The 19,157-nt window shown below is 60.7% G+C and carries 20 protein-coding genes and 1 tRNA gene; 17 read left to right on the top strand and 4 right to left on the bottom strand.

The genetic code is table 11. The features are described 5' to 3' along the window. Window positions 1-145: 145 nt before the first annotated feature. Window positions 146-1,183: a hypothetical protein gene (locus EKK30_RS11755; protein WP_290985084.1), complete on the bottom strand. Its 1,038-nt coding sequence runs from the start codon at window positions 1,181-1,183 to the stop codon at window positions 146-148. 279 nt (window positions 1,184-1,462) lie between these two features. On the opposite strand from EKK30_RS11755, the gene rplU reads away from it, so the two are divergent. The 11 genes from rplU (at window position 1,463) to EKK30_RS11700 (ending at window position 9,909) form a co-directional block, all read left to right on the top strand. Beyond that, window positions 1,463-1,777: a 50S ribosomal protein L21 gene (gene rplU / locus EKK30_RS11750; protein WP_290985081.1), complete on the top strand. Its 315-nt coding sequence runs from the start codon at window positions 1,463-1,465 to the stop codon at window positions 1,775-1,777. A gap of 29 nt (window positions 1,778-1,806) precedes the next feature. Next, window positions 1,807-2,079 carry a 50S ribosomal protein L27 gene (gene rpmA / locus EKK30_RS11745; protein WP_290985078.1) on the top strand — a complete coding sequence of 91 codons (273 nt, stop codon included), beginning with the start codon at window positions 1,807-1,809 and terminating at the stop codon, window positions 2,077-2,079. Window positions 2,080-2,194: 115 nt separating this feature from the next. Then, window positions 2,195-2,716, top strand: coding sequence for a GNAT family N-acetyltransferase (locus EKK30_RS11740; protein WP_290985075.1), 522 nt, complete (start codon window positions 2,195-2,197; stop codon window positions 2,714-2,716). Beyond that, window positions 2,713-3,753 (top strand): GTPase ObgE, encoded by a 1,041-nt coding sequence (gene obgE / locus EKK30_RS11735; protein WP_290985072.1) that lies wholly within the window; start codon window positions 2,713-2,715, stop codon window positions 3,751-3,753. Before EKK30_RS11740 ends, obgE begins: the two co-directional genes overlap by 4 nt. A gap of 116 nt (window positions 3,754-3,869) precedes the next feature. Then, window positions 3,870-4,964, top strand: coding sequence for an ionic transporter y4hA (locus EKK30_RS11730; RefSeq protein WP_290985069.1), 1,095 nt, complete (start codon window positions 3,870-3,872; stop codon window positions 4,962-4,964). A gap of 141 nt (window positions 4,965-5,105) precedes the next feature. After that, the gene (gene proB, locus EKK30_RS11725; RefSeq protein ID WP_290985066.1) at window positions 5,106-6,266 is read left to right on the top strand and encodes a glutamate 5-kinase; all 1,161 of its coding nucleotides are present in this window, start codon (window positions 5,106-5,108) and stop codon (window positions 6,264-6,266) included. Window positions 6,267-6,269: 3 nt separating this feature from the next. Next, window positions 6,270-7,556 carry a glutamate-5-semialdehyde dehydrogenase gene (locus EKK30_RS11720; RefSeq protein WP_290985063.1) on the top strand — a complete coding sequence of 429 codons (1,287 nt, stop codon included), beginning with the start codon at window positions 6,270-6,272 and terminating at the stop codon, window positions 7,554-7,556. A 26-nt stretch (window positions 7,557-7,582) separates the two neighbouring features. Then, window positions 7,583-8,224 carry a nicotinate-nucleotide adenylyltransferase gene (locus EKK30_RS11715; RefSeq protein ID WP_290985060.1) on the top strand — a complete coding sequence of 214 codons (642 nt, stop codon included), beginning with the start codon at window positions 7,583-7,585 and terminating at the stop codon, window positions 8,222-8,224. 123 nt (window positions 8,225-8,347) lie between these two features. Beyond that, window positions 8,348-8,809, top strand: a complete 462-nt coding sequence (rsfS, locus tag EKK30_RS11710; RefSeq protein ID WP_290985302.1) for a ribosome silencing factor — start codon at window positions 8,348-8,350, stop codon at window positions 8,807-8,809. A gap of 63 nt (window positions 8,810-8,872) precedes the next feature. Further along, window positions 8,873-9,355 (top strand): 23S rRNA (pseudouridine(1915)-N(3))-methyltransferase RlmH, encoded by a 483-nt coding sequence (gene rlmH, locus EKK30_RS11705; protein WP_290985057.1) that lies wholly within the window; start codon window positions 8,873-8,875, stop codon window positions 9,353-9,355. 11 nt (window positions 9,356-9,366) lie between these two features. Continuing rightward, window positions 9,367-9,909 (top strand): DNA-deoxyinosine glycosylase, encoded by a 543-nt coding sequence (locus tag EKK30_RS11700; protein WP_290985055.1) that lies wholly within the window; start codon window positions 9,367-9,369, stop codon window positions 9,907-9,909. On the opposite strand, the gene EKK30_RS11695 is transcribed toward EKK30_RS11700, so the two are convergent. Both EKK30_RS11695 and EKK30_RS11690 read right to left on the bottom strand, forming a co-directional pair. After that, a complete protein-coding gene (locus EKK30_RS11695) occupies window positions 9,888-10,712 on the bottom strand; it encodes an SDR family NAD(P)-dependent oxidoreductase (protein WP_290985052.1) in 825 nt (274 codons plus the stop codon). The two genes, EKK30_RS11700 and EKK30_RS11695, sit on opposite strands and share 22 nt — an antisense overlap. Before the next feature lie 168 nt (window positions 10,713-10,880). Next, on the bottom strand, window positions 10,881-12,560 hold the full coding sequence (locus EKK30_RS11690) for an acyl-CoA dehydrogenase family protein (RefSeq protein ID WP_290985050.1): 1,680 nt from the start codon (window positions 12,558-12,560) through the stop codon (window positions 10,881-10,883). A 339-nt stretch (window positions 12,561-12,899) separates the two neighbouring features. Here EKK30_RS11690 and EKK30_RS11685 point away from each other — a divergent pair, with 339 nt between their 5' ends. Beyond that, window positions 12,900-13,820, top strand: coding sequence for a YihY/virulence factor BrkB family protein (locus EKK30_RS11685; RefSeq protein WP_290985048.1), 921 nt, complete (start codon window positions 12,900-12,902; stop codon window positions 13,818-13,820). A gap of 77 nt (window positions 13,821-13,897) precedes the next feature. Here EKK30_RS11685 and ccrA read toward each other — a convergent pair whose 3' ends face one another. Continuing rightward, entirely contained in the window at window positions 13,898-15,214 is a 1,317-nt protein-coding gene (ccrA, locus tag EKK30_RS11680) for a crotonyl-CoA carboxylase/reductase (RefSeq protein ID WP_290985045.1), read from the bottom strand. A gap of 219 nt (window positions 15,215-15,433) precedes the next feature. On the opposite strand from ccrA, the gene EKK30_RS11675 reads away from it, so the two are divergent. The 5 genes from EKK30_RS11675 (at window position 15,434) to EKK30_RS11655 (ending at window position 18,771) form a co-directional block, all read left to right on the top strand. Next, entirely contained in the window at window positions 15,434-15,796 is a 363-nt protein-coding gene (locus EKK30_RS11675; RefSeq protein WP_290985042.1) for a hypothetical protein, read from the top strand. 118 nt (window positions 15,797-15,914) lie between these two features. Next, on the top strand, window positions 15,915-17,891 hold the full coding sequence (locus tag EKK30_RS11670; RefSeq protein WP_290985039.1) for a protein meaA: 1,977 nt from the start codon (window positions 15,915-15,917) through the stop codon (window positions 17,889-17,891). Window positions 17,892-17,960: 69 nt separating this feature from the next. After that, entirely contained in the window at window positions 17,961-18,263 is a 303-nt protein-coding gene (locus EKK30_RS11665) for a hypothetical protein (protein WP_290985036.1), read from the top strand. A gap of 10 nt (window positions 18,264-18,273) precedes the next feature. After that, window positions 18,274-18,618 carry a hypothetical protein gene (locus tag EKK30_RS11660; protein WP_290985033.1) on the top strand — a complete coding sequence of 115 codons (345 nt, stop codon included), beginning with the start codon at window positions 18,274-18,276 and terminating at the stop codon, window positions 18,616-18,618. A 67-nt stretch (window positions 18,619-18,685) separates the two neighbouring features. Next, window positions 18,686-18,771, top strand: a tRNA-Leu gene (locus EKK30_RS11655). Window positions 18,772-19,157: the final 386 nt, after the last annotated feature.

The raw sequence follows: 19,157 nt of genomic DNA, 5'->3' as shown, positions 1-19,157 counted from the left end.
GAGGGATTCGAACCCCCGGTACCCTTGCGAGTACTCCGCATTTCGAGTGCGGCGCGATCGACCACTCTGCCACCTCTCCGGAAGCCGTGGCGCCTGACGGCGAAGGGGGGCTTGTAACCTCGCTTTTTGCCCGACGCAAGCCGCCTTAGGCGACGCCATTCCATTCCAGTTCGAGAGATTGCGTCGCAGGCCCATCCGCTTCATACCCTCGCGCTACCAATCGGCCGAGCTTGGCATCGGCAACCATCGCAAGACGGGTCTTGTCGTTGAGCATCGGCGGCGTCAGCCATGCGAAATCCCGGTCGAACGCCGGCGCGACGCCGCGCATCGATTGCGACCGCTCGTGACTGCAGTCGCCTCGCGGCCGCCCTTTCCATCCAGGCTCGCCCCAATGATTAGCGGCCACGGCATCCGCGCCACCGCGAACGCGCGCTTGATGCTCGGTTCGCTCGATGACGAGCGTGTCCTGCGGACGCGTACCTGCCAGCGTGAAGATCGCAGGCGTCGAGATCAGGACTTCGCTAAGCATCCGGGCGGCCTCGGCGAAACCGTCGGCTTCTTCAGCAACCCGGCGAAGGAGATGCGCCGGAGTGGGGAACGGCATTTTCCAGACCCGGCCTCGATTGACGGCCCAGTCCAAGTAGAAAAGCCCCGTGGGATCACGCATCGGCGCTTGGTTGAGAGCGGCCGAAAATCGCCCCGGCGCCATCACCTGCAGCACGCCCGTGTAACCCGGCCAGGTCAAAACGGCATACGGCCCAGCGGACGTCCCGCGCACCTTCGCGCAGACGAGATTGGCGCCGAGCCCAGGCGTCCGCCAATCGAGAACACGAACAAGACGAGCGCCACCTTCATCGTCGGCCACCGCACGACAGGTGCAGCCCCATTCGTAATTGATGGAAAAGAAGTAGGCGCCCGGACGCCCCAAAGTGTCCGCAATCGTATCGATCTCCGCCAAGTGACCGTTGCCGGACCGCACGAGCCATGCGCGCGACACCTGATCGAGGCCCGACAGCACCTGCTTCGGATAATGTCGGCCGGCAACGTCCAGCAGCGCATGCGTCCTGTCGCCGAACCGCTCGAGAGTGGCAACGGGAAAGTCGGGGCCCGTGTCGATTACCGGGATCGCAGGAAGAACTTCCGCCTCGGAAGCTGCTCGCCAAGCCGAAACCAACCCAGCCATTGCTGCTCCTGTGATATCCCACGAACAGCATACTTGGGATCTCGGCCAGAATTTGCGAGGTTTTAGGCGGTGCCGCGGTCCTCATTATGCCGCGCTGCAATTGACATCTGGCCTCAGTTCGACAATAAAGCCGCCTCTTGCGGAGCAGGAAACCTGCCCGCATTAATGCGCTGCCCGAGGCTCCTTGCTGGCTTAGCCAAGCAACCCCTTGAAAGATCACCGTTTTCGGTGACGCCATAGGGCGCGGTAACAGGCCTAAACGGCCGAAAGGACAAGACCATGTACGCTGTCATTAAGACAGGCGGCAAGCAATACCGCGTTTCCAAGGATGATGTCGTCACCATCGAACGCGTCTCGGGCGACGCTGGCGCGAAGGTGGAATTCGGCGAAGTTCTGATGGTCGGCTCGGGTGCCGACGTCACGATCGGCGCGCCGTTCGTATCGGGCGCCAAGGTCATCGCCGAGCTCGTCGAGCACTCACGCGGACCCAAGCTGATCGCCTTCAAAAAGCGCCGCCGCAAGAACTCGCGCCGCAAGAAAGGTCACCGTCAGGACCTCTCCATCGTGCGCATCACCGACATCGCAGGCGCGTAACGAACCGCCGCCCATTCGAGGATTTTGAAATGGCACAAAAGAAAGCAGGCGGTTCGACACGCAACGGCCGCGACTCAGAAAGCAAACGCCTTGGCATCAAGCGCTACGGCGGCGAATACGTCATCCCTGGCAACATTCTCTGCCGCCAGCGCGGCACGCAGTGGCATCCAGGTTCCGGCGTTGGCATGGGTACCGACCACACGATCTTCGCAGTCGAGGAAGGTACGGTCGAGTTCGCCACCAAGCGCAACGGCCGCATCTATATCTCGGTGAAGCCGGCGAAGCCGATCGCGGCCGAATAAGCCGCTCGCCACCGAACCAGGTTGTACGCACTACGGGGATGGCGTTGCCGTCCCCTTTTGCCTTTTGAGATCCCGCCTCATATCGTGAACGTGTCGCCGCACACGAACGGATGCCATGAAGACCGCTCGTCTCCGCCTAAGGACTATCGTCCGCGATGATGCACTGCGCATCGCCGCGCTCGCTGGCGATTGGGATGTGGCAAGCATGACGGGTCGCATTCCTTTTCCCTACTCGGAAGAAGCCGCGCACCAGTGGGTCGATGGCGTCACCGATCAGGAAGAAGTCTTCGGTATCGAACTCGACGGCGATCTGATCGGCATCTGCGGTTTTACGCTCGATGACGACGGCGACGCTGAACTCGGATACTGGATCGGCAAGCCCTACTGGGGTCGCGGATATGCCACGGAAGCCGCACGCGCTGTGATGGCGTACGGATTCTCGAAAGCCGGCATTCGCCGGTTCACCTGCAAACATCTCGCTGGCAATGATGCGTCAGCTCGCGTGATCAAGAAGCTTGGCTTCAGGTTCACGGGCGCTGCGACCGGCTGGTGCGAAGCGCGCCAATGCGAGCTTCCTGCGCTTGCATACGAGCGTCGCCGGCCGTGGACGATGGCTATCCGGGCGCGAGCGTCATGAAATTCTTGGACCAGGCAAAAATTTATATTCGCTCCGGTGCCGGCGGCAACGGTTGCATCGCCTTTCGTCGTGAGAAGTTCATTGAGTTCGGCGGTCCCAATGGCGGCGACGGCGGCAAAGGCGGCGATGTTTGGGTCGAGTGCGTCCAGAACCTCAACACGCTCATCGACTATCGCTATCAGCAGCACTTCTTTGCCGGAAACGGCACGCCGGGCATGGGTCAGAACCGCGCCGGACCCAACGGCAAGGACATGGTGATCAAAGTGCCACCCGGCACGCAGGTATTCGCCGAGGACGGTGAAACGTTGCTCGCCGACCTGACGGCGCCTGGCGAACGCATCCGCCTCGCCAAAGGTGGCAACGGCGGCTTCGGCAACGCCCATTTCAAGAGCGCGACAAATCAGGCTCCGCGTCATGCCAATCCGGGCCAGCCCGGCGAAGAGCTGACGATCTGGCTGAAGCTCAAGCTCATCGCCGATGCGGGGCTTGTCGGCCTGCCGAACGCGGGTAAGTCGACGTTTCTTGCTGCCGTCTCTGCAGCCAAACCGAAGATTGCCGATTATCCTTTCACGACATTGCATCCCAATCTCGGCGTCGTGCAGGCCGGGGAGACCGACTTCGTGCTTGCCGATATTCCGGGACTGATCGAAGGCGCGCACGATGGCGCCGGGCTGGGCGACCGCTTCCTCAGTCACATCGAGCGCTGCCGCGTTCTTCTCCATCTCGTGGATGCGACCTCGGATGACGTCGGGCGGGATTACAAAACCGTTCGCCGCGAGCTCAAGGCCTACGGCAGCGGCATCGAGAAAAAGAAGGAGATCGTCGCGCTCTCAAAATGCGATGCTCTCGACGAAGCGGCGTTGAACGAGCGCCGCGAACTTCTGAAGAAAGCGGCTCGCAAGACCCCGCTGGTATTGTCGGCAGTCTCGGGCCAGGGCGTGAAGGAGGCGCTTTATGCGCTCGCACGAGAAATCACACGTGCCAATGACAGCGACGAAGACGCCGGTGGGGACGAGACCGGCACCTGGCAGCCATGATGCCTCCCTGCGTCAGGCGACCATCTTCGTAGCGGCGCAGATGTCTTGCTGGTAGCGCGCAAGTCCCCCAAGATAGCGTTCCAGCCACCTTATTTCCCAAAACAGGAAGATTTGAAATGACCCATTCGGCGCGCACACCGGCCTGGACATGGATCTTGCCTGTTCTCGGATTGCTATTGTTCATCGAAGCCACCGCGACCGGCTATGGCGACGACTTCGCCCTCTCGACCTTGGGCATCGTGAATACACTGCTCGTCGTACCGCTGCTCATCGGCGCGGTTTTTGCCGCCGTTTATCACGCGGAAGAAGTCGCCCACATCATGGGCGAGCCCGTGGGCACCTTGGTGCTGACCGTCGCCGTGACCATCATCGAACTGGCGCTCATCATTTCTCTGATGCTTACCGGCAAGGCGACGCCGACGCTTGTGCGAGAGACCGTGTTCGCCGTCATCATGATCGTGACGACGGGCCTCGTTGGATTGTGCATCGTCGTTGGTGGATTGCGCTACCGGGAGCAAAGCTTCGACGTCACGTCGACAAAAATCTATCTGGCGGTGCTGATCGTTCTCAGCACGATGACGCTCATACTGCCCAACTATACGACGACGACACCCGGCGGCGTCTATTCCGAGAGCCAGCTGATTTTCATCAGCGTCGGCACGATCGCGCTCTATCTGGTTTTTCTCTACACCCAGACCGTGCTGCATCGTGGCTACTTCGTCGGCGAATACCCCAACGCGACAGAAACTCCATCCGAGGGCAAGCTTGCGCTCTCCGCGTTCTTCCTGTGCGTGGCTTTGGCGGCGGTCGTTTTGCTGGCAAAGATCATCGCTGTCGTCATCAATGTCGGCGTGTCCAAGCTTGATGCGCCCGGAAGCATCAGCGGCGTCATCATCGCCCTCATCGTGCTCACGCCGGAGTCAATCGCGGCCGTAAGGTCCGCCCAGAAGAACGACCTTCAAAAGAGCCTCAACCTCGCGCTCGGCTCGACGCTGGCGACGATCGGCTTGACGATCCCAGCCATTGCCGCAGCCAATCTGTTCCTGCACAAACCGCTCGTGCTCGGCTTGGAACCAGGGGACCTGACGCTTTTGGTGATGACACTGGGAGCAAGCATGCTGACGTTTGGAACAGGCCGAACCAACGTTCTCTTCGGCTTCCTTCACCTTGTGATCTTTGGGACGTTTATGTTCCTATCCTTCGTGCCGTAGAAGGCGTTTAGAGGCGTTTAGCCAGCATTGTCGGTAAACCCGGCGACACATTACCGGTATGCTATGGCGTCCCCTTGCTCGAACGCCCACATTTGCAGATAACGCTCCCCAAGCACCCTATTTCGCAATTCCGAGACGCCAATGGCCGGTTCACCCGCACTCGAAGCTTCGACTCTCGCTCCTCGCCCCGAGTGGGCAGACGCGCAGCGAATCGTCGTCAAGATCGGGTCCGCACTCCTGACCGACCGCGAGACGGGAGGCATCAAGTCCGCGTGGCTCAATTCCCTCCTGGACGATGTCGCTGAACTGGCAGGCGCGGGGAAGGAGATCATTCTCGTCTCGTCCGGATCGATTGCGCTTGGCCGCCACATGCTGAAGCTTCCCAAGGGTCCGCTCGCCTTGGAGCAGAGCCAGGCTGCAGCAGCCGTCGGCCAGATCAGCCTGGCGCACGCCTATCAGGAACTGGCTGCGGCCCGCGGTTTGACGGCCGCACAAATTCTGCTGACGCTCGGCGATACGGAAGAGCGCCGGCGATATCTCAACGCCCGCAACACCATCGAAGTTCTCTTGGGGCTGAAGGCCATTCCGGTCGTCAACGAGAACGACACCGTTGCAACGGCCGAAATTCGTTATGGCGACAACGATCGCTTGTCGGCCCGAGTGGCATCGATGATGTCGGCCGATTGCCTCGTCCTGCTGTCGGATATCGATGGCCTCTACACGGCTCCCCCGAACGAGAATCCGGATGCGAAGCATATTCCTCTCGTCACCGAGATAACGCCGGAGATAGAGGCGATGGCGGGCGACGCCGGAACCGAACTCTCGAAAGGCGGAATGAAGACCAAGATCACCGCCGGGAAGATCGCGCTCGCTGCGGGCACGAACATGGTGATCACCACGGGCAAGATCGCGCATCCGCTGCGCGCGATTTCTCAGGGCGCCCGCGTGACCTGGTTCATCGCCAAGTCGGATCCGGTAACCGCGCGCAAGCGTTGGATTTCAGGACAGCTCGTGCCCAATGGCCAGATCTTCCTCGATGCAGGAGCAGAAAAGGCGCTGCTGACCGGCAAAAGCCTACTCCCTGCAGGCGTCACCCGCATTGATGGCTCATTTGATCGCGGCGACGCCGTCATCATCCGCGCCGCCGACGGCCGCGAACTTGGCCGCGGATTGGTTGCCTATACTGCAGCGGAGGCCCGGCGTATCATGGGCAAGCGATCAAGCGAGACCGCCGCGATCCTCGGATATGAGGGGCGGGTTACGCTCATCCACCGGGATGACATGGCGCTGACGAGGACTTGAACGATGAACAAACCTGAGCGCATCGAAAACGAGACCGCCGCGCTGATGCGCGGTATCGGCGACGCTGCAAAGGCCGCCAGCCGCCGTCTCGCTATCGCAACCCCGGAAGAAAAGAACGCCGCCCTCAAGGCTGCTGCGAAAGCTCTGCGGGCAGCGGTTCCGAAGATCCTAGAAGCCAACGTGCTGGATGTCGAAGCCGCAAAGTCTGCGAACCGGCTCGCCTCCTACGTCGACCGCTTGGAGCTCAACGAAAAGCGCATCGAGGCTATCGCAAAGGGCCTCGATGAAATTGCGGAGTTGCCCGATCCCGTCGGCACCGTTCTCGCTGAATGGACCCGACCCAACGGGCTCAAGTTCCAGCGCGTCCGGGTTCCGCTTGGAACGATCGGCATCATCTATGAAAGCCGGCCGAATGTTACTGCCGATGCCGGTGCTCTCTCGTTGAAAGCAGGCAACGCTTCCATTCTGCGCGGTGGATCGGACAGCCATCATTCCAGCGTGGCCATCCATGCTTGCCTGGTGGACGGGTTGCGCGCGGCGGGCCTACCGGAAGCTTCGATCCAGCTTGTTCCGACGACCGACCGCGACGCCGTCGGCATGATGCTGCGTGGTCTCGATGGCGCAATCGATGTAATCGTGCCCCGCGGCGGCAAGAGCCTTGTAGAGCGCGTTCAGACCGAAGCGCGCGTGCCTGTGTTCGCGCATCTTGAAGGCATCTGCCACACCTATGTGGACAAGGCCGCGAACATGGACATCGCGGTGCCGCTCGTGGTGAACGCCAAAATGCGCCGCACCGGCGTATGTGGCGCTACCGAGTGCCTACTGATCGACAAGAACGCGTCGGCCGACATCGTGACGCCCCTGGTCACGGCGTTGCTTGAAGCAGGCTGCGAGGTCCGCGGTGACGCCTCGATACAAAAGACCGACCCGCGCGTCAAAGCCGCTGCACCCGAAGATTTCGGCAAGGAGTTTTTGGACGCGGTGATCGCGATAAAGCTGGTCGACGGCGTCGCGGGCGCAATCGAGCACATCGCCCGGTTCGGATCACAACATACCGACGCGATCATCACCGAGGATGAGTCCGCCGCCGAGCGCTTCCTCAACGAAGTCGATTCAGCCATCGTGCTCGTCAATGCTTCGACCCAGTTCGCGGACGGTGGCGAATTCGGTTTTGGCGGCGAAATCGGCATCGCCACCGGCAAGATGCATGCCCGCGGCCCCGTAGGGGTGGAGCAACTGACGAGCTTCAAGTACAAGGTGCGCGGCACCGGCCAGATCCGGCCGAAGTGACGCGAGCGGAGTGAGGCACGTCTGAGTTGACGCGAAAGATTCCGCTGCAAAGCTTTGGCTCCCTTCGCGTCCGCACGCCCCTCTGCCTTCCGGGGCAGCGCATCGGCATCATGGGCGGAACGTTCAATCCGCCTCACGAAGGGCATCGTATCGCTGCCGAAGCCGCTATGAAGCGGCTCGGCCTCGACCAGATCTGGTGGCTGATCACGCCCGGAAATCCGTTGAAGTCTCACAATGGCCTGCCACCGCTGGAAGGACGAATGCAGCTCGTGCAGGCATTCGCTCGCGGACCGCGGATGAAAATCACCGGCTTTGAACGCGAGCTTGGCACCCGCTTCACTGCGGGGACCCTCGCATTCCTGAAACGCCGCTTTCCCGCGGTGCGCTTCGTCTGGGTGATGGGCGCCGATAACCTTGCGTCATTCGACCGTTGGCAGCACTGGCGCGAGATCGCGCAGATGATGCCGATCGCCGTCGTTGACCGTCCGGGATGGCGCCACGCAGGCCTCGCGTCTCCGGCCGCCCAGGCTCTGCGCCGATACCGCCTACCCGAGGCCGAAGCGGCCTCCCTGGCGAACAAAAACCCTCCGGCTTGGATGCTGCTGACGATCCGCCTATCCGGCCTTTCCTCGACCGCCTTGCGCACTGCAAAGCCTGGAAACGGTTAGCAATCGACTTAAGTTGTTGAGTTTCATGACATATTTAAGACGGTGCCGAGCGGTTTTCCAATTGCAGCAAAGGGCGACGCTCACTATTATTAGGAGGTCCGGAGAGTCCGGACCTTGAGTGACATGCGGGACCAACCAGCAAAGGACGCTCGCCGCTTGATCCGACCCACAACCGAGGCCGCTCGCAAGAGCTCCTCAATCGCCCCGTCCGCCGCCAAGGCGTCGGACTCGGCAGCCCTGCTCGATGACATCGTCCAATGGCTGGACGACGCGAAGGCAGAGGACATCGTCTCCATTCCCCTCGAAGGCAAATCAGCATTGGGCGACTTCATGGTCGTCGCTTCGGGCCGCAACGATCGGCACGTCGGCGCCATCGCCGAGCAGCTGCGCGAAAAGATCAAAGCGCGTGGCGAAGCTCGCGTCCGCGTCGAAGGGCTGAACGCCTGCGACTGGGTGCTGATCGACACGGGCGACGTGATCGTCCACGTGTTCCGGCCAGAGGTTCGTGAATTCTACAACCTCGAAAAGATGTGGCAGGCGGAGATCCCGCCGGATGCCGGACGCGGCGAATCCTCGCAGCACTAAGCGCGCGGATCGAACCTTCTTGCTTGATGACGCGGCCCTCCATTGGCCGCGCGGGTCCGATTGATGCGCATCGCCATTACAGCGATCGGCAAGTTGAAGGATCCGGAAGAACGATCCATCGTCGAGCGGTATGCCAAGCGAATGAGTGGCGCCGGCAAGCCGCTCGGCCTCGGCCCTCTCGAAATACGCGAACTACCCGAAAGCCGCGCGCCCGATGTCGCCACGCGCAAGCGCGATGAGGCCGCGCGGCTGTTAAAGGACGTCGGCTCCGGTGATTTTGTCGTCGCTCTCGAACCCACCGGAAAATCACTCACGAGCGAAGCATTCGCCGCGTTCATGCGGGCCACGCGCGATGGAGGCACGAATACGTGCGTCTTTCTCATCGGCGGCCCAGATGGACACGGCGAAGCGGCACTGGATGCTGCCGCGTTGAAACTTTCGCTCGGCTCGCTGACACTTCCTCACGGCTTGGCGCGCGTCGTTCTGGTGGAACAGTTGTATCGAGCCACGACGATCCTGTCGGGCCACCCCTATCATCGGGCGTAAGGCCCATCGCGATGGCCAATCCGATCTCGATGATCAAATACAGCTTTCCGCCAATCGTTCCCGAGCGAGCGAAGCTCCTGATCCTGGGGACGCTTCCTGGTGAAGAATCTCTGCGCCTTCAGCAATACTACGGGTTCGGCCGCAATCACTTTTGGGCACTGATCGCAGCTCTCATCCAAGAACCCGTTCCCATGCTTTACCCCGACCGCATAGCACTGATGCACGCGCACCGTTGGGCGCTCTGGGATGTCCTTGCAGGAGCCGAACGGATCGGCAGCTCGGACGCAGCGATCCGCAACCCTTCGGTCAACGACTTCGCCACCTTCTTCGCCGCCAACCCGACGATTGAAGCCGTCGCCTTCAACGGTCAGAAGGCCCATGACCTTTTTCGCCGGCATGTCGTGAAAGCGGGCATGGTCGACGGTGCACGCTTTACGACCATTCAACTTCCATCATCGAGCCCGCTCCACACCATACCCTTCGAGGAGAAGCTTGACGCCTGGCGAACAAGTCTCTCGCTCTACCTTCCCGATCAGAAGCGGCGGGCGAAATAATCTATCGCAAAGGCCGGCAAGACGCGCCGCATGGCGGCCGCGAGATATGTTGGCGTCGTGACGTAATAGTGCCGTCGCGGACGCCGGCTCTCCAAGGCATGAATCAACTTCTTCGTCACAGCTTCAGGCTCGAGTTTGAACGTCTGCTGTCCGCCTGCCCGCATCGCTTCGAGACGGCTGCGGTAAACGCTTCGATGCGGCGAGTTTTCGATATCGACCGTGGCAAGTAATCTATTCACCGAATGCTCGACGAAGCGCGAGCGGATAGGCCCCGGCTCGATCAAAGAGACTTGAATTCCCGACCCTTCGAGTTCGAGACGCAGCGAGGTCGTCAACGCTTCCAGCGCAAACTTCGAGGCGCAATAAGCCCCGCGATAGGGAGCAACGATCATCCCCAGCACAGAGGAGCAATTGACGATACGCCCGGAGCCGTTCTTGCGCATCGCGGGGATCAGACGGCGCGTGAGATCGTGCGTGCCGACGACGTTGACCTCGAACTGTTCGCGCAGCAGCTTAGGCGTCAGATCTTCCACCGCGCCGGGCTGGCCGAATGCAGCGTTGTTGAACAGCGCATCGATCTTGCCACGCGTCATCTCCAACGCGCGAATGGCACAAGTGGCGATCGACTGCGGATCCGAAAGCTCCAGAGGCAAGGCTTCGACATTGAGGAAATTATTCAGCCGAGCAAGATCTTCCGGCTTCCGCGCCGTCGCGATCACGCGCCAGCCGCGCTCCTGTAGAGTGCGTGCCGCATCGAGGCCGATGCCGGACGAGCATCCGGTGATGAGTATCGTTCGTGTCATAGACTTCCAGCTGAAGGGGACCTGCGGGTTTGCCTTACCACGAGGCAAACCGCACGTCTTTCCCCTACCAGTATGAAAGCCGAAGCTGTGCAGAATGGATGGAGCGGAGTGCCCTTCCTGCTTCGTTGCGCCAGCGCCGCACGCCCAAAAATCGGCGTGCGCCGCGCACTAGTTCGCGCCTTCGAGCAGCCGGCGCGCGATGACCTGCGCCTGGATTTCCGCAGCACCCTCAAAGATATTCAGGATACGCGCGTCGCACAGGACTCGGCTGACCGGATATTCAAGCGCGAAGCCGTTGCCACCATGAATTTGGAGCGCGTTGTCGGCATTCGCCCAGGCGACGCGCGCGCCAAGCAGCTTCGCCATACCCGCTTCGAGGTCGCAACGCCGGCCGGCGTCCTTTTGCCGGGCCGAGAAGTATGTCAGCTGCCGCGCGATCATGGTCTCGACGGCCATCATCACCACCTTGTTGCGAACGCGCGGGAACGCGTAGATCGGCTTTCCGAACTGTGCTCGCTCAAGCGCATACTTCAAGCCCAAATCCATCGCGCACTGCGCCACGCCGACGGCTCGTGCCGCCGTTTGGATCCGCGCACCCTCGAAGGTATTCATCAGCTGCTTGAAGCCTTGCCCTTCGGCGCCGCCAAGCAGATTTTCGGCGGGCACTTCGAAATTGTCGAAGGAGATGTCGTATTCTTTCATGCCGCGGTAGCCGAGAACCTCGATCTCGCCACCCGTCATGCCCTTGGCCGGAAATGGCTCATCGTCCGTGCCGCGCGGCTTTTCCGCAAGCAGCATGGACAGACCCTTGTATCCCGGCTCGTTCGGGTTCGTGCGCGTCAACACGGTCATGATGTCCGCGCGAACGGGATGCGTGATCCACGTCTTCTGACCCGTGATCTTGTAAACGTCGCCGTCCTTCACCGCCCGCGTCTTGAGCGAAGCGAGATCCGAGCCCGTATTGGGCTCCGTGAAGACAGCCGTCGGCAGCATTTCGCCAGACGCGATCTTCGGCAGATACTTTTCTTTCTGCTCCGCCGTGCCGTTGTGCAGGATCAATTCACCAGCGATCTCAGCGCGCGTACCGAGCGAACCGACGCCAATGTAGCCGCGCGAAAGCTCTTCCGAAGCGACGCACATCGATTCTTTGCCGAGCGCCATGCCGCCGAATTCTTCCGGCAACGACAGACCGAACACGCCAAGCTCCGCAAGCTTTGCAACAACCTCGAGCGGAATGTACTCGTTCTTCAGATGCCACTCGTGGGCATGCGGAATGACCTCGTCGAGACAGAACGTGCGCATGAGATCTTGGATTTGCGCATGAGTCTCGTCGAGGCCAGTATCGCCGAACGTCATCGCTTCGGGTTGCGCGGCAATCAACTCACCAAGACGAGCCTTGACCGTCTCGGAACCACCTTCCGCTACCAGATCCGCGACGGCATCCTCATAACGCCGGATCTCCGCCTTCGGCACGCCCAGCGCCTCCGCGCGAGCGATTTCAAGCTGGCTCATTGGAATGCCGCTGGCGATTTGCGCCGCGAATTCGCCGAACGCTGCGATCAGCAGGAGCTGTTCGAACTCACCAAAACGGCCTTCGGACTGAAGTCGGCTCGCCCAGTCATGCATCTGGCGAAGACCTTCAACAGTCGTCGCCAGCCAAGCAAGCCCGTGCGCGGAATGCTGCGCCTCGTCGACGCCGCCAGCTTCCTGGATCTTTATGCGAACGCCCGCCTTAGCCGCCTGCAGGATTTTGTCCGCCGCTGCCACGGCTTCACCGCAGCGCTCGATCAGCTTGGACGGGCCGGCAGCTAAAATGTTTTCACCGGCCTTCAGAGGCGTCACGGACATACGTTTCTCCTGAGTGATAGTAACTTGCGCGGCAGGAACGCCGGACCATTGCCAAAAAACTCTGCGACCAATTCGCTGCTCGCAAACGTTTAGTCAATTGGCCACCGGCCGCAAGGACGCCGGTCGCGACCTATTCTCGCGATTACGGCAGAAATGAACGATTGGATCGCTAACGAGGTAGGAACATTAGCCCTGTTCGGCGGGTCCCGAACCCCTCTTTCGGGCTGTGTCCCAAATACCTCCTTTTCGGTGGGCCAGGACATCTAGGTGTGGACCCCAAACGGCCGAAACACTAGGTTCCGCGCGATAAAACAAGAAGCCTCGGGAGAGAAGTTACTCATGAAGCGCATGCGGCGATTACTGGAGGCTCTTTACCGTGTCTATGAGCACTCCGGCTTCGCCATGGCTGGCGCCGTCGCATTCTCGTTCGTTGTATCGATCTTCCCATTTTGCATCTTCCTTGGTGCGCTATCAGGTTATTTCGGCGGTCGGGAACTGGCGCAGGACGCCATCAATCAACTCTTTGCTATCCTGCCGGAACCGGTAGCCAAGGGCATCGCCCCTCAGATCGAAGCGGTGATGGGAACCCGGCGCATCGATCTCGCAACCCTCAGCGGTTTCCTCGCCCTATTCTTCGCCACGAGCGCCGTCGAAACTCTGCGTGCGGCGCTGAACGGGGCTTATCGAGTTCGCGAAAAGCGCCCATACCCGCTGTGTTTGCTTCTCAGCATGCTCTTCGTGTTCGTGAACGGCATCTCGACGTTGGTGCTCACCTGGGCCGTCGTCGTCGGCCCAAGCGTGGTCGGCCCGTCGATCGCATCACACCTCCCGGACAATTGGGTCAGAATCCTTTTCGATTCGTCGAGCATCGGACCGGGGATTCGCTATGGCCTCTCCGGCGCCGTCATGGCCGCGCAGCTCTTCGCACTACATCTCCTGCTCGCGGCTGGGCAGCGTCGTGTGGCCGACGTTTGGCCCGGCATCGCACTCACGATCTTGCTCTGGCTGGCTCTGGCGGGACTTTGGTCCCATTACCTTGAAATTACGAACTACTCCCTTTTCTACGCCGGCCTCTCGCAGCTGATGATCGCTCTGATTTTCTTCCAGTTTACGGCGATCACGATCCTGCTCGGTGCGGAGCTCAATCGCGGCATCATGGAAATGAAGCGGATGCGGCGAGAAGCGGCCGAACGGGCAGCTTTCCGGTCCGACAACCGGCGCCAACCCGCGGCCGAGCCCGCCAATCTCGAGCGGACTTAACAACGGCCAGCAAAAAGGCCCCCTCGGTGATCCGAAAGGGCCTTTGAAACTGGCCGGAAATCGCAGCCGCGGCTAAGTCAACGAGACTTCGGTCCGGCTTCGATCACGTCCTCAAGGGTTCTAAGACCCGTCGTCGGCGCCGAAACCAGCACGGCCATGTTGCCCGGCTTGTGCTCGTTCTTCATCATGCGCATGTGGGCTTTCGGGATCTGTTCCCACGAGAAGACTTCCGACATGCACGGATCGATGCGGCGCTCGATGACGAGACGGTTGGCTTGGCTCGCCTGCATGAGGTTGGCGAAGTGCGAACCCTGCACCCGCTTCTGATGCATCCAAAGATACCGCGCATCCATCGTCAGATTGTAGCCGGTGGTACCGGCGCAAATCACGACCATGCCGCCACGCTTCACGACCTGAACCGAAACCGGAATGGTCGTCTCGCCAGGGTGCTCGAATACGCAGTCGACGTTGACGCCCTTGCCGGTGATGTCCCAGATCGCTTTGCCGAAGCGGCGCATTTCCTTCAGCCACTCGTTGTATTCAGGCGAGCCGACCTTCGGGAGCTGCCCCCAGCATTTGAAGTCTTTGCGGTTTATGACGCCCTTGGCGCCGAGCTGCATGACGAAATCGCGCTTGTCGTCGTCGGAGACCACGCCGATCGCGTTGGCGCCCGAGGTCGCGCACAGCTGCACCGCAAACGCGCCAAGACCGCCGGCCGCGCCCCAAACGAGGACGTTATGACCTGGCCGCAGCACGTGCGGACGATGGCCAAACAGCATGCGATAAGCCGTCGCGAGCGTGAGCGTGTAACAGGCCGCCTCTTCCCATGTCAGATGCTTTGGACGTTCCAGAAGCTGCCGATCCTGCACGCGGCAGAACTGCGCGAACGAACCATCGGGCGTCTCGTAGCCCCAGATGCGCTGCGACGTCGAGAACATGGGGTCGCCGCCGTTGCACTCCTCGTCGTCACCGTCATCCTGATTGCAGTGGATGACGACCTCGTCGCCGACCTTCCAGCGCTTCACCTTCGAGCCGACGGCCCAAACGATGCCCGACGCATCCGAACCCGCGATGTGATAGGGCTGCTTGTGAACGTCGAACATCGAGATCGGCACGCCGAGCGAAGCCCACACGCCGTTGTAGTTGACGCCGGCGGCCATCACGAGGACGAGGACATCGTGGCTGTCGAGTTCCCACGTCGGCACCACCTCGACCTGCATGGCGGTGTCGGGTTCGCCCTGACGTTCCTTCCGGATGCACCACGCGTACATGTTTTTGGGAACATGCCCGAGCGGCGGAATTTCACCGATTTCGTAAAGATCTTTTTTAATTCCACCCGATACCGATTGAGTATCGGCGACGTCGCTTTTAGCTGCCAAATTCTGGCTCGACATTGGTGTTGCGTCTCCCGACCTTTCCCCGCGACGAGGGCCGTTATGGCTCGTCTTCTTCGCGTTGGTCCCCGGCTTCACCGCGGGGATCGCAGTATGAAGCACGTTTTTGCGATGCAATGAAGAGGTTAGTCTGCAGTTAACCTGCGCTCAATTCCTCCTTAACGGGGGGGCGCTATCCTAACTGCCGTTCCGGACCGATATCGGCAGTGGGTTGCGTGCATGCAAGATCTCTGGTGGCAGCTTCAGTCAACCGACTCGTTCACGGTCTACGTGGCGATGGGCTTTGCCCTGGCGGTGTGCTGGTTCATATACGAAATCGTGGGCTCCCCGATGCTTGCGTGCGTTTCAGCCCCCGTCCTCCTGCTGGGAGGTATACTTTCACCCACCCTTCTGGGCCGGGCGATGATCACCCTTTCGTATGATAGGACGATCAACTCAGTCGCTGCCTCCGCAATTGGGACGCTGTTCGGACTGTTCTTGATGCTTCTGTTGAATTGGCTGTGGACACTGGCAGTCGAGTACCGCGTGAAACGGACGAAGCTCGTCGCCATCCCCACCCGCGCGTCCCGGATTCGCCGCTGACCGATACCCAAATCCATGGCAAAGCGCGTCGAACTGACGGTTTTGCCTTTTCCCGGCATTCGGGTACTTAATCGTATTTCCAAGTGTCATTGACCTGAGCCTAAGGGGCGCCCCCTCGATGTCGGAGAAAATCGTGCGCGATAAGCCGTGGCTATTCCGGACCTACGCCGGACACTCGACCGCGGCGAAATCGAACGCGCTCTACAAGACGAACCTGGCCAAGGGACAAACCGGCCTGTCGATCGCTTTCGACCTGCCGACCCAGACGGGCTATGATTCCGATCACGAGCTCGCGCGCGGCGAAGTGGGCAAGGTGGGCGTTCCGGTCTCACACTTGGGCGACATGCTGACATTGCTCGATGGCATCCCGCTTGATCAGATGAATACGTCGATGACCATCAACGCGACGGCGGCTTGGCTCCTGTCGCTCTATATCGCCGTTGCCGACCAGACGGGCGCGTCGCGCGACAAGCTCACCGGCACCATCCAGAACGATATCATCAAGGAATATCTGTCTCGCGGAACCTACGTATTTCCGCCCGAGCCATCGCTCCGACTAATCAAGGATACGATTGTCTTCTCCACGAAGAACGTACCGAAGTGGAACCCGACCAACGTCTGCTCCTACCATCTGCAGGAAGCCGGAGCGACGCCTGTGCAGGAGCTTGCCTACGCGCTCGCAACGTCAATTGCCGTTCTCGATACCGTCAAAGCGTCCGGCGAAGTTCCGGAAAAGGAGTTTGGCAACGTCGTTGGCCGTATCTCCTTCTTCGTCAATGCCGGCATGCGCTTCGTCACTGAAATGTGCAAAATGCGCGCTTTCGGTGAACTATGGGACGAGATCACGCGCGAACGCTATGGCGTCACCGATGCCAAGCATCGCATGTTCCGTTACGGCGTGCAGGTGAACTCACTCGGTCTCACCGAACCGCAGGCGGAAAACAACGTCTATCGCATCTTGCTCGAGATGCTCGCCGTCACGCTTTCGAAAAATGCGCGTGCACGCGCCGTGCAGCTTCCCGCCTGGAACGAGGCCCTCGGCTTGCCGCGTCCCTGGGATCAGCAGTGGTCGCTCCGCATGCAGCAGATCGTTGCCTATGAGACGGATCTGCTCGAATACGGCGACATCTTCGACGGGTCCGTCGAAGTTGCGAAGAAGGTTGCCGCGCTGAAGGAAGAAGCCAAGGCCGAACTCGCCACCATCGAAAAACTGGGCGGCGCGGTTGCCTCCATTGATTACATGAAGCGACGCCTTGTCGAAAGCAACACGGCTCGCCTGTCGCAAATCGAAAGTGGCGAGCTGACGGTGGTCGGCGTCAACAGGTTCACCGAAACGGAAGCCTCGCCGCTCTCGGCTGGCTCCGACGCCATCATGGTGGTTGATCCGGCCGTCGAGGCCGAGCAGATCGAACGCCTCAAGGTTTGGCGTTCCAGCCGCGACGCGAAGAAGGCCGAGGCGGCGCTTGCTGAAGTCGAGCGAGCAGCCAAAGAAGGCCGCAACATCATGGAATCCTCGATCGCCGCCGCCAAGGCCGGCGTCACGACGGGCGAATGGGGATCGGCGCTGCGTAAGATCTTCGGCGAGTATCGCGCACCGACCGGCGTCGCGCAGGCGGCGGTCGCCCGTGACAGCACACAGCTCGAAGCCGTTCGCGCCAACGTCGAGGAAGTCTCTGACCGTCTCGGCCGCCGCATCAAATTTCTCGTCGGCAAGCCCGGGCTCGACGGCCACTCGAACGGTGCGGAGCAGATTGCCGTCCGGGCGCGCGATGCCGGTATGGAGGTCGTCTACGAGGGCATTCGACTGACGCCGGCGCAAATTGTGCGAGCCGCTGTCGATGAAGGTGTCCACGTCGTCGGCTTATCGATCCTCTCCGGCTCGCATGTTCCCTTGGTCAAAGACGTCATGGAACGCATGCGTAAGGAAGGCCTCGACGACGTACCTGTCGTCGTTGGCGGCATCATCCCGCCCGAAGACGCCAAGACGTTGAAGGCATTCGGCGTCGCTGCCGTCTACACGCCGAAAGACTTCCAGCTCAACGACATCATGGCCGATATCGTGAAGCTCGTTGATCGTTACGCCAAGGCGGCCTGACAGCCTCCCATCTCGGCGCCCAGCTTTTTGGTGGGCGCCTATCGAAGCGAACCAGATCGAGCATGACGCATGAAGATTTGGCTCGCTTTGTTTCTCGGCCTGCTCATCGTAGGGATTGCCTTCGGTTTGGCCCGTGATCTCCTATCGAGAGAGCGCGGTGTACTGTCCGGCGTCGTCATCGGCGTAGACCTTGGAAATCCAACCCCGAAATGGCTGCCCGCAACCCCGCCACGCTTCAAGGTGCAGCTGGCCGACGGCCGCGTGATCGAAGCCGCCACCCGAACTCCCCACAGCATTCAGATCGGCAGCGCCATATCCCTAACGGAATGGGTGACACCGTGGGGACAGGTCTGGTACACGCAGCGCGACTAGGGAGGGGCCCTTGCGCGAAGAAACACGAAAGCGGCTCGAAAGGGCACTCTGGATCGACCGTGCCAAGAAGGCCGGCATCGGCCTCGCCGTCTTGGCGGCGATCGGGCTGGCGTTTTCCTATGAGGAACTGGACCTCAAGGTCGAGAACAAGAACATTGGCGGCACCGTCACGGACATCGAGCCGTTGGTGTCGAAGCAGGACGCCGCCGATGGCGAAAACGTCATTGTCCGCCTTGTCGACGGCCAACTCGTCCGTGTGCTCGCCTATAAATCGCGGGGCATCAAGGTTGGCGATAAAATCGAGGTTGTTGAGCACCATCACGCGACGGGCCGGGTCACGCACACATTGAAATAAACCGTACCGCGTTGACGTGGCGACATGGGCCGTTATAAGTCGCCGCTTCGCCCCCGGCGGGCGGCTTGCCTCAGTGGCGGAACGGTAGACGCGGCAGACTCAAAATCTGCTATCTGCAAGGGTGTGGGGGTTCGAGTCCCTCCTGGGGCACCACAAAATCTTTGAAGCGGACAGGTGTCCAAGCGCAGGCTTGGCGGGCGCTGACTTCAGCGACGCCAGCTTTGGTGATCGACGAACGCCGCACCGCAGAGGTGGCCAGCTGTCGCGACTTCGCGAACTTCTCATCCTCTTCGAAACGACGCCTCGCATTTTCTACGAAGACCTCCCGAGGATCGAAAGCGGGCAGTGATTTTTTCTCCGCAACCTCGCAAGGCGAGCGTAACGGCTCCCATCAGCGGACAGTAAATTTTCCGCAAAGATTTCGTTCGATGATTGAGTCTGTTGGAAGTATTTCTTTTTCCAATTGAAGCGTTTATCAGCCCACCGCATCTATCGTGACGTGGTGTCTCCGCCTTATAGTTCTCACGCCGAGCAATCAC

Origin of the sequence: Hyphomicrobium sp., assembly GCF_003987855.1 — a bacterium.
In the GTDB taxonomy this organism is placed as follows: domain Bacteria; phylum Pseudomonadota; class Alphaproteobacteria; order Rhizobiales; family Hyphomicrobiaceae; genus Hyphomicrobium_B.
The sequence above is the reverse complement of the archived record's forward strand: the minus strand, read 5'-3'. Positions and strand labels throughout refer to the sequence as shown.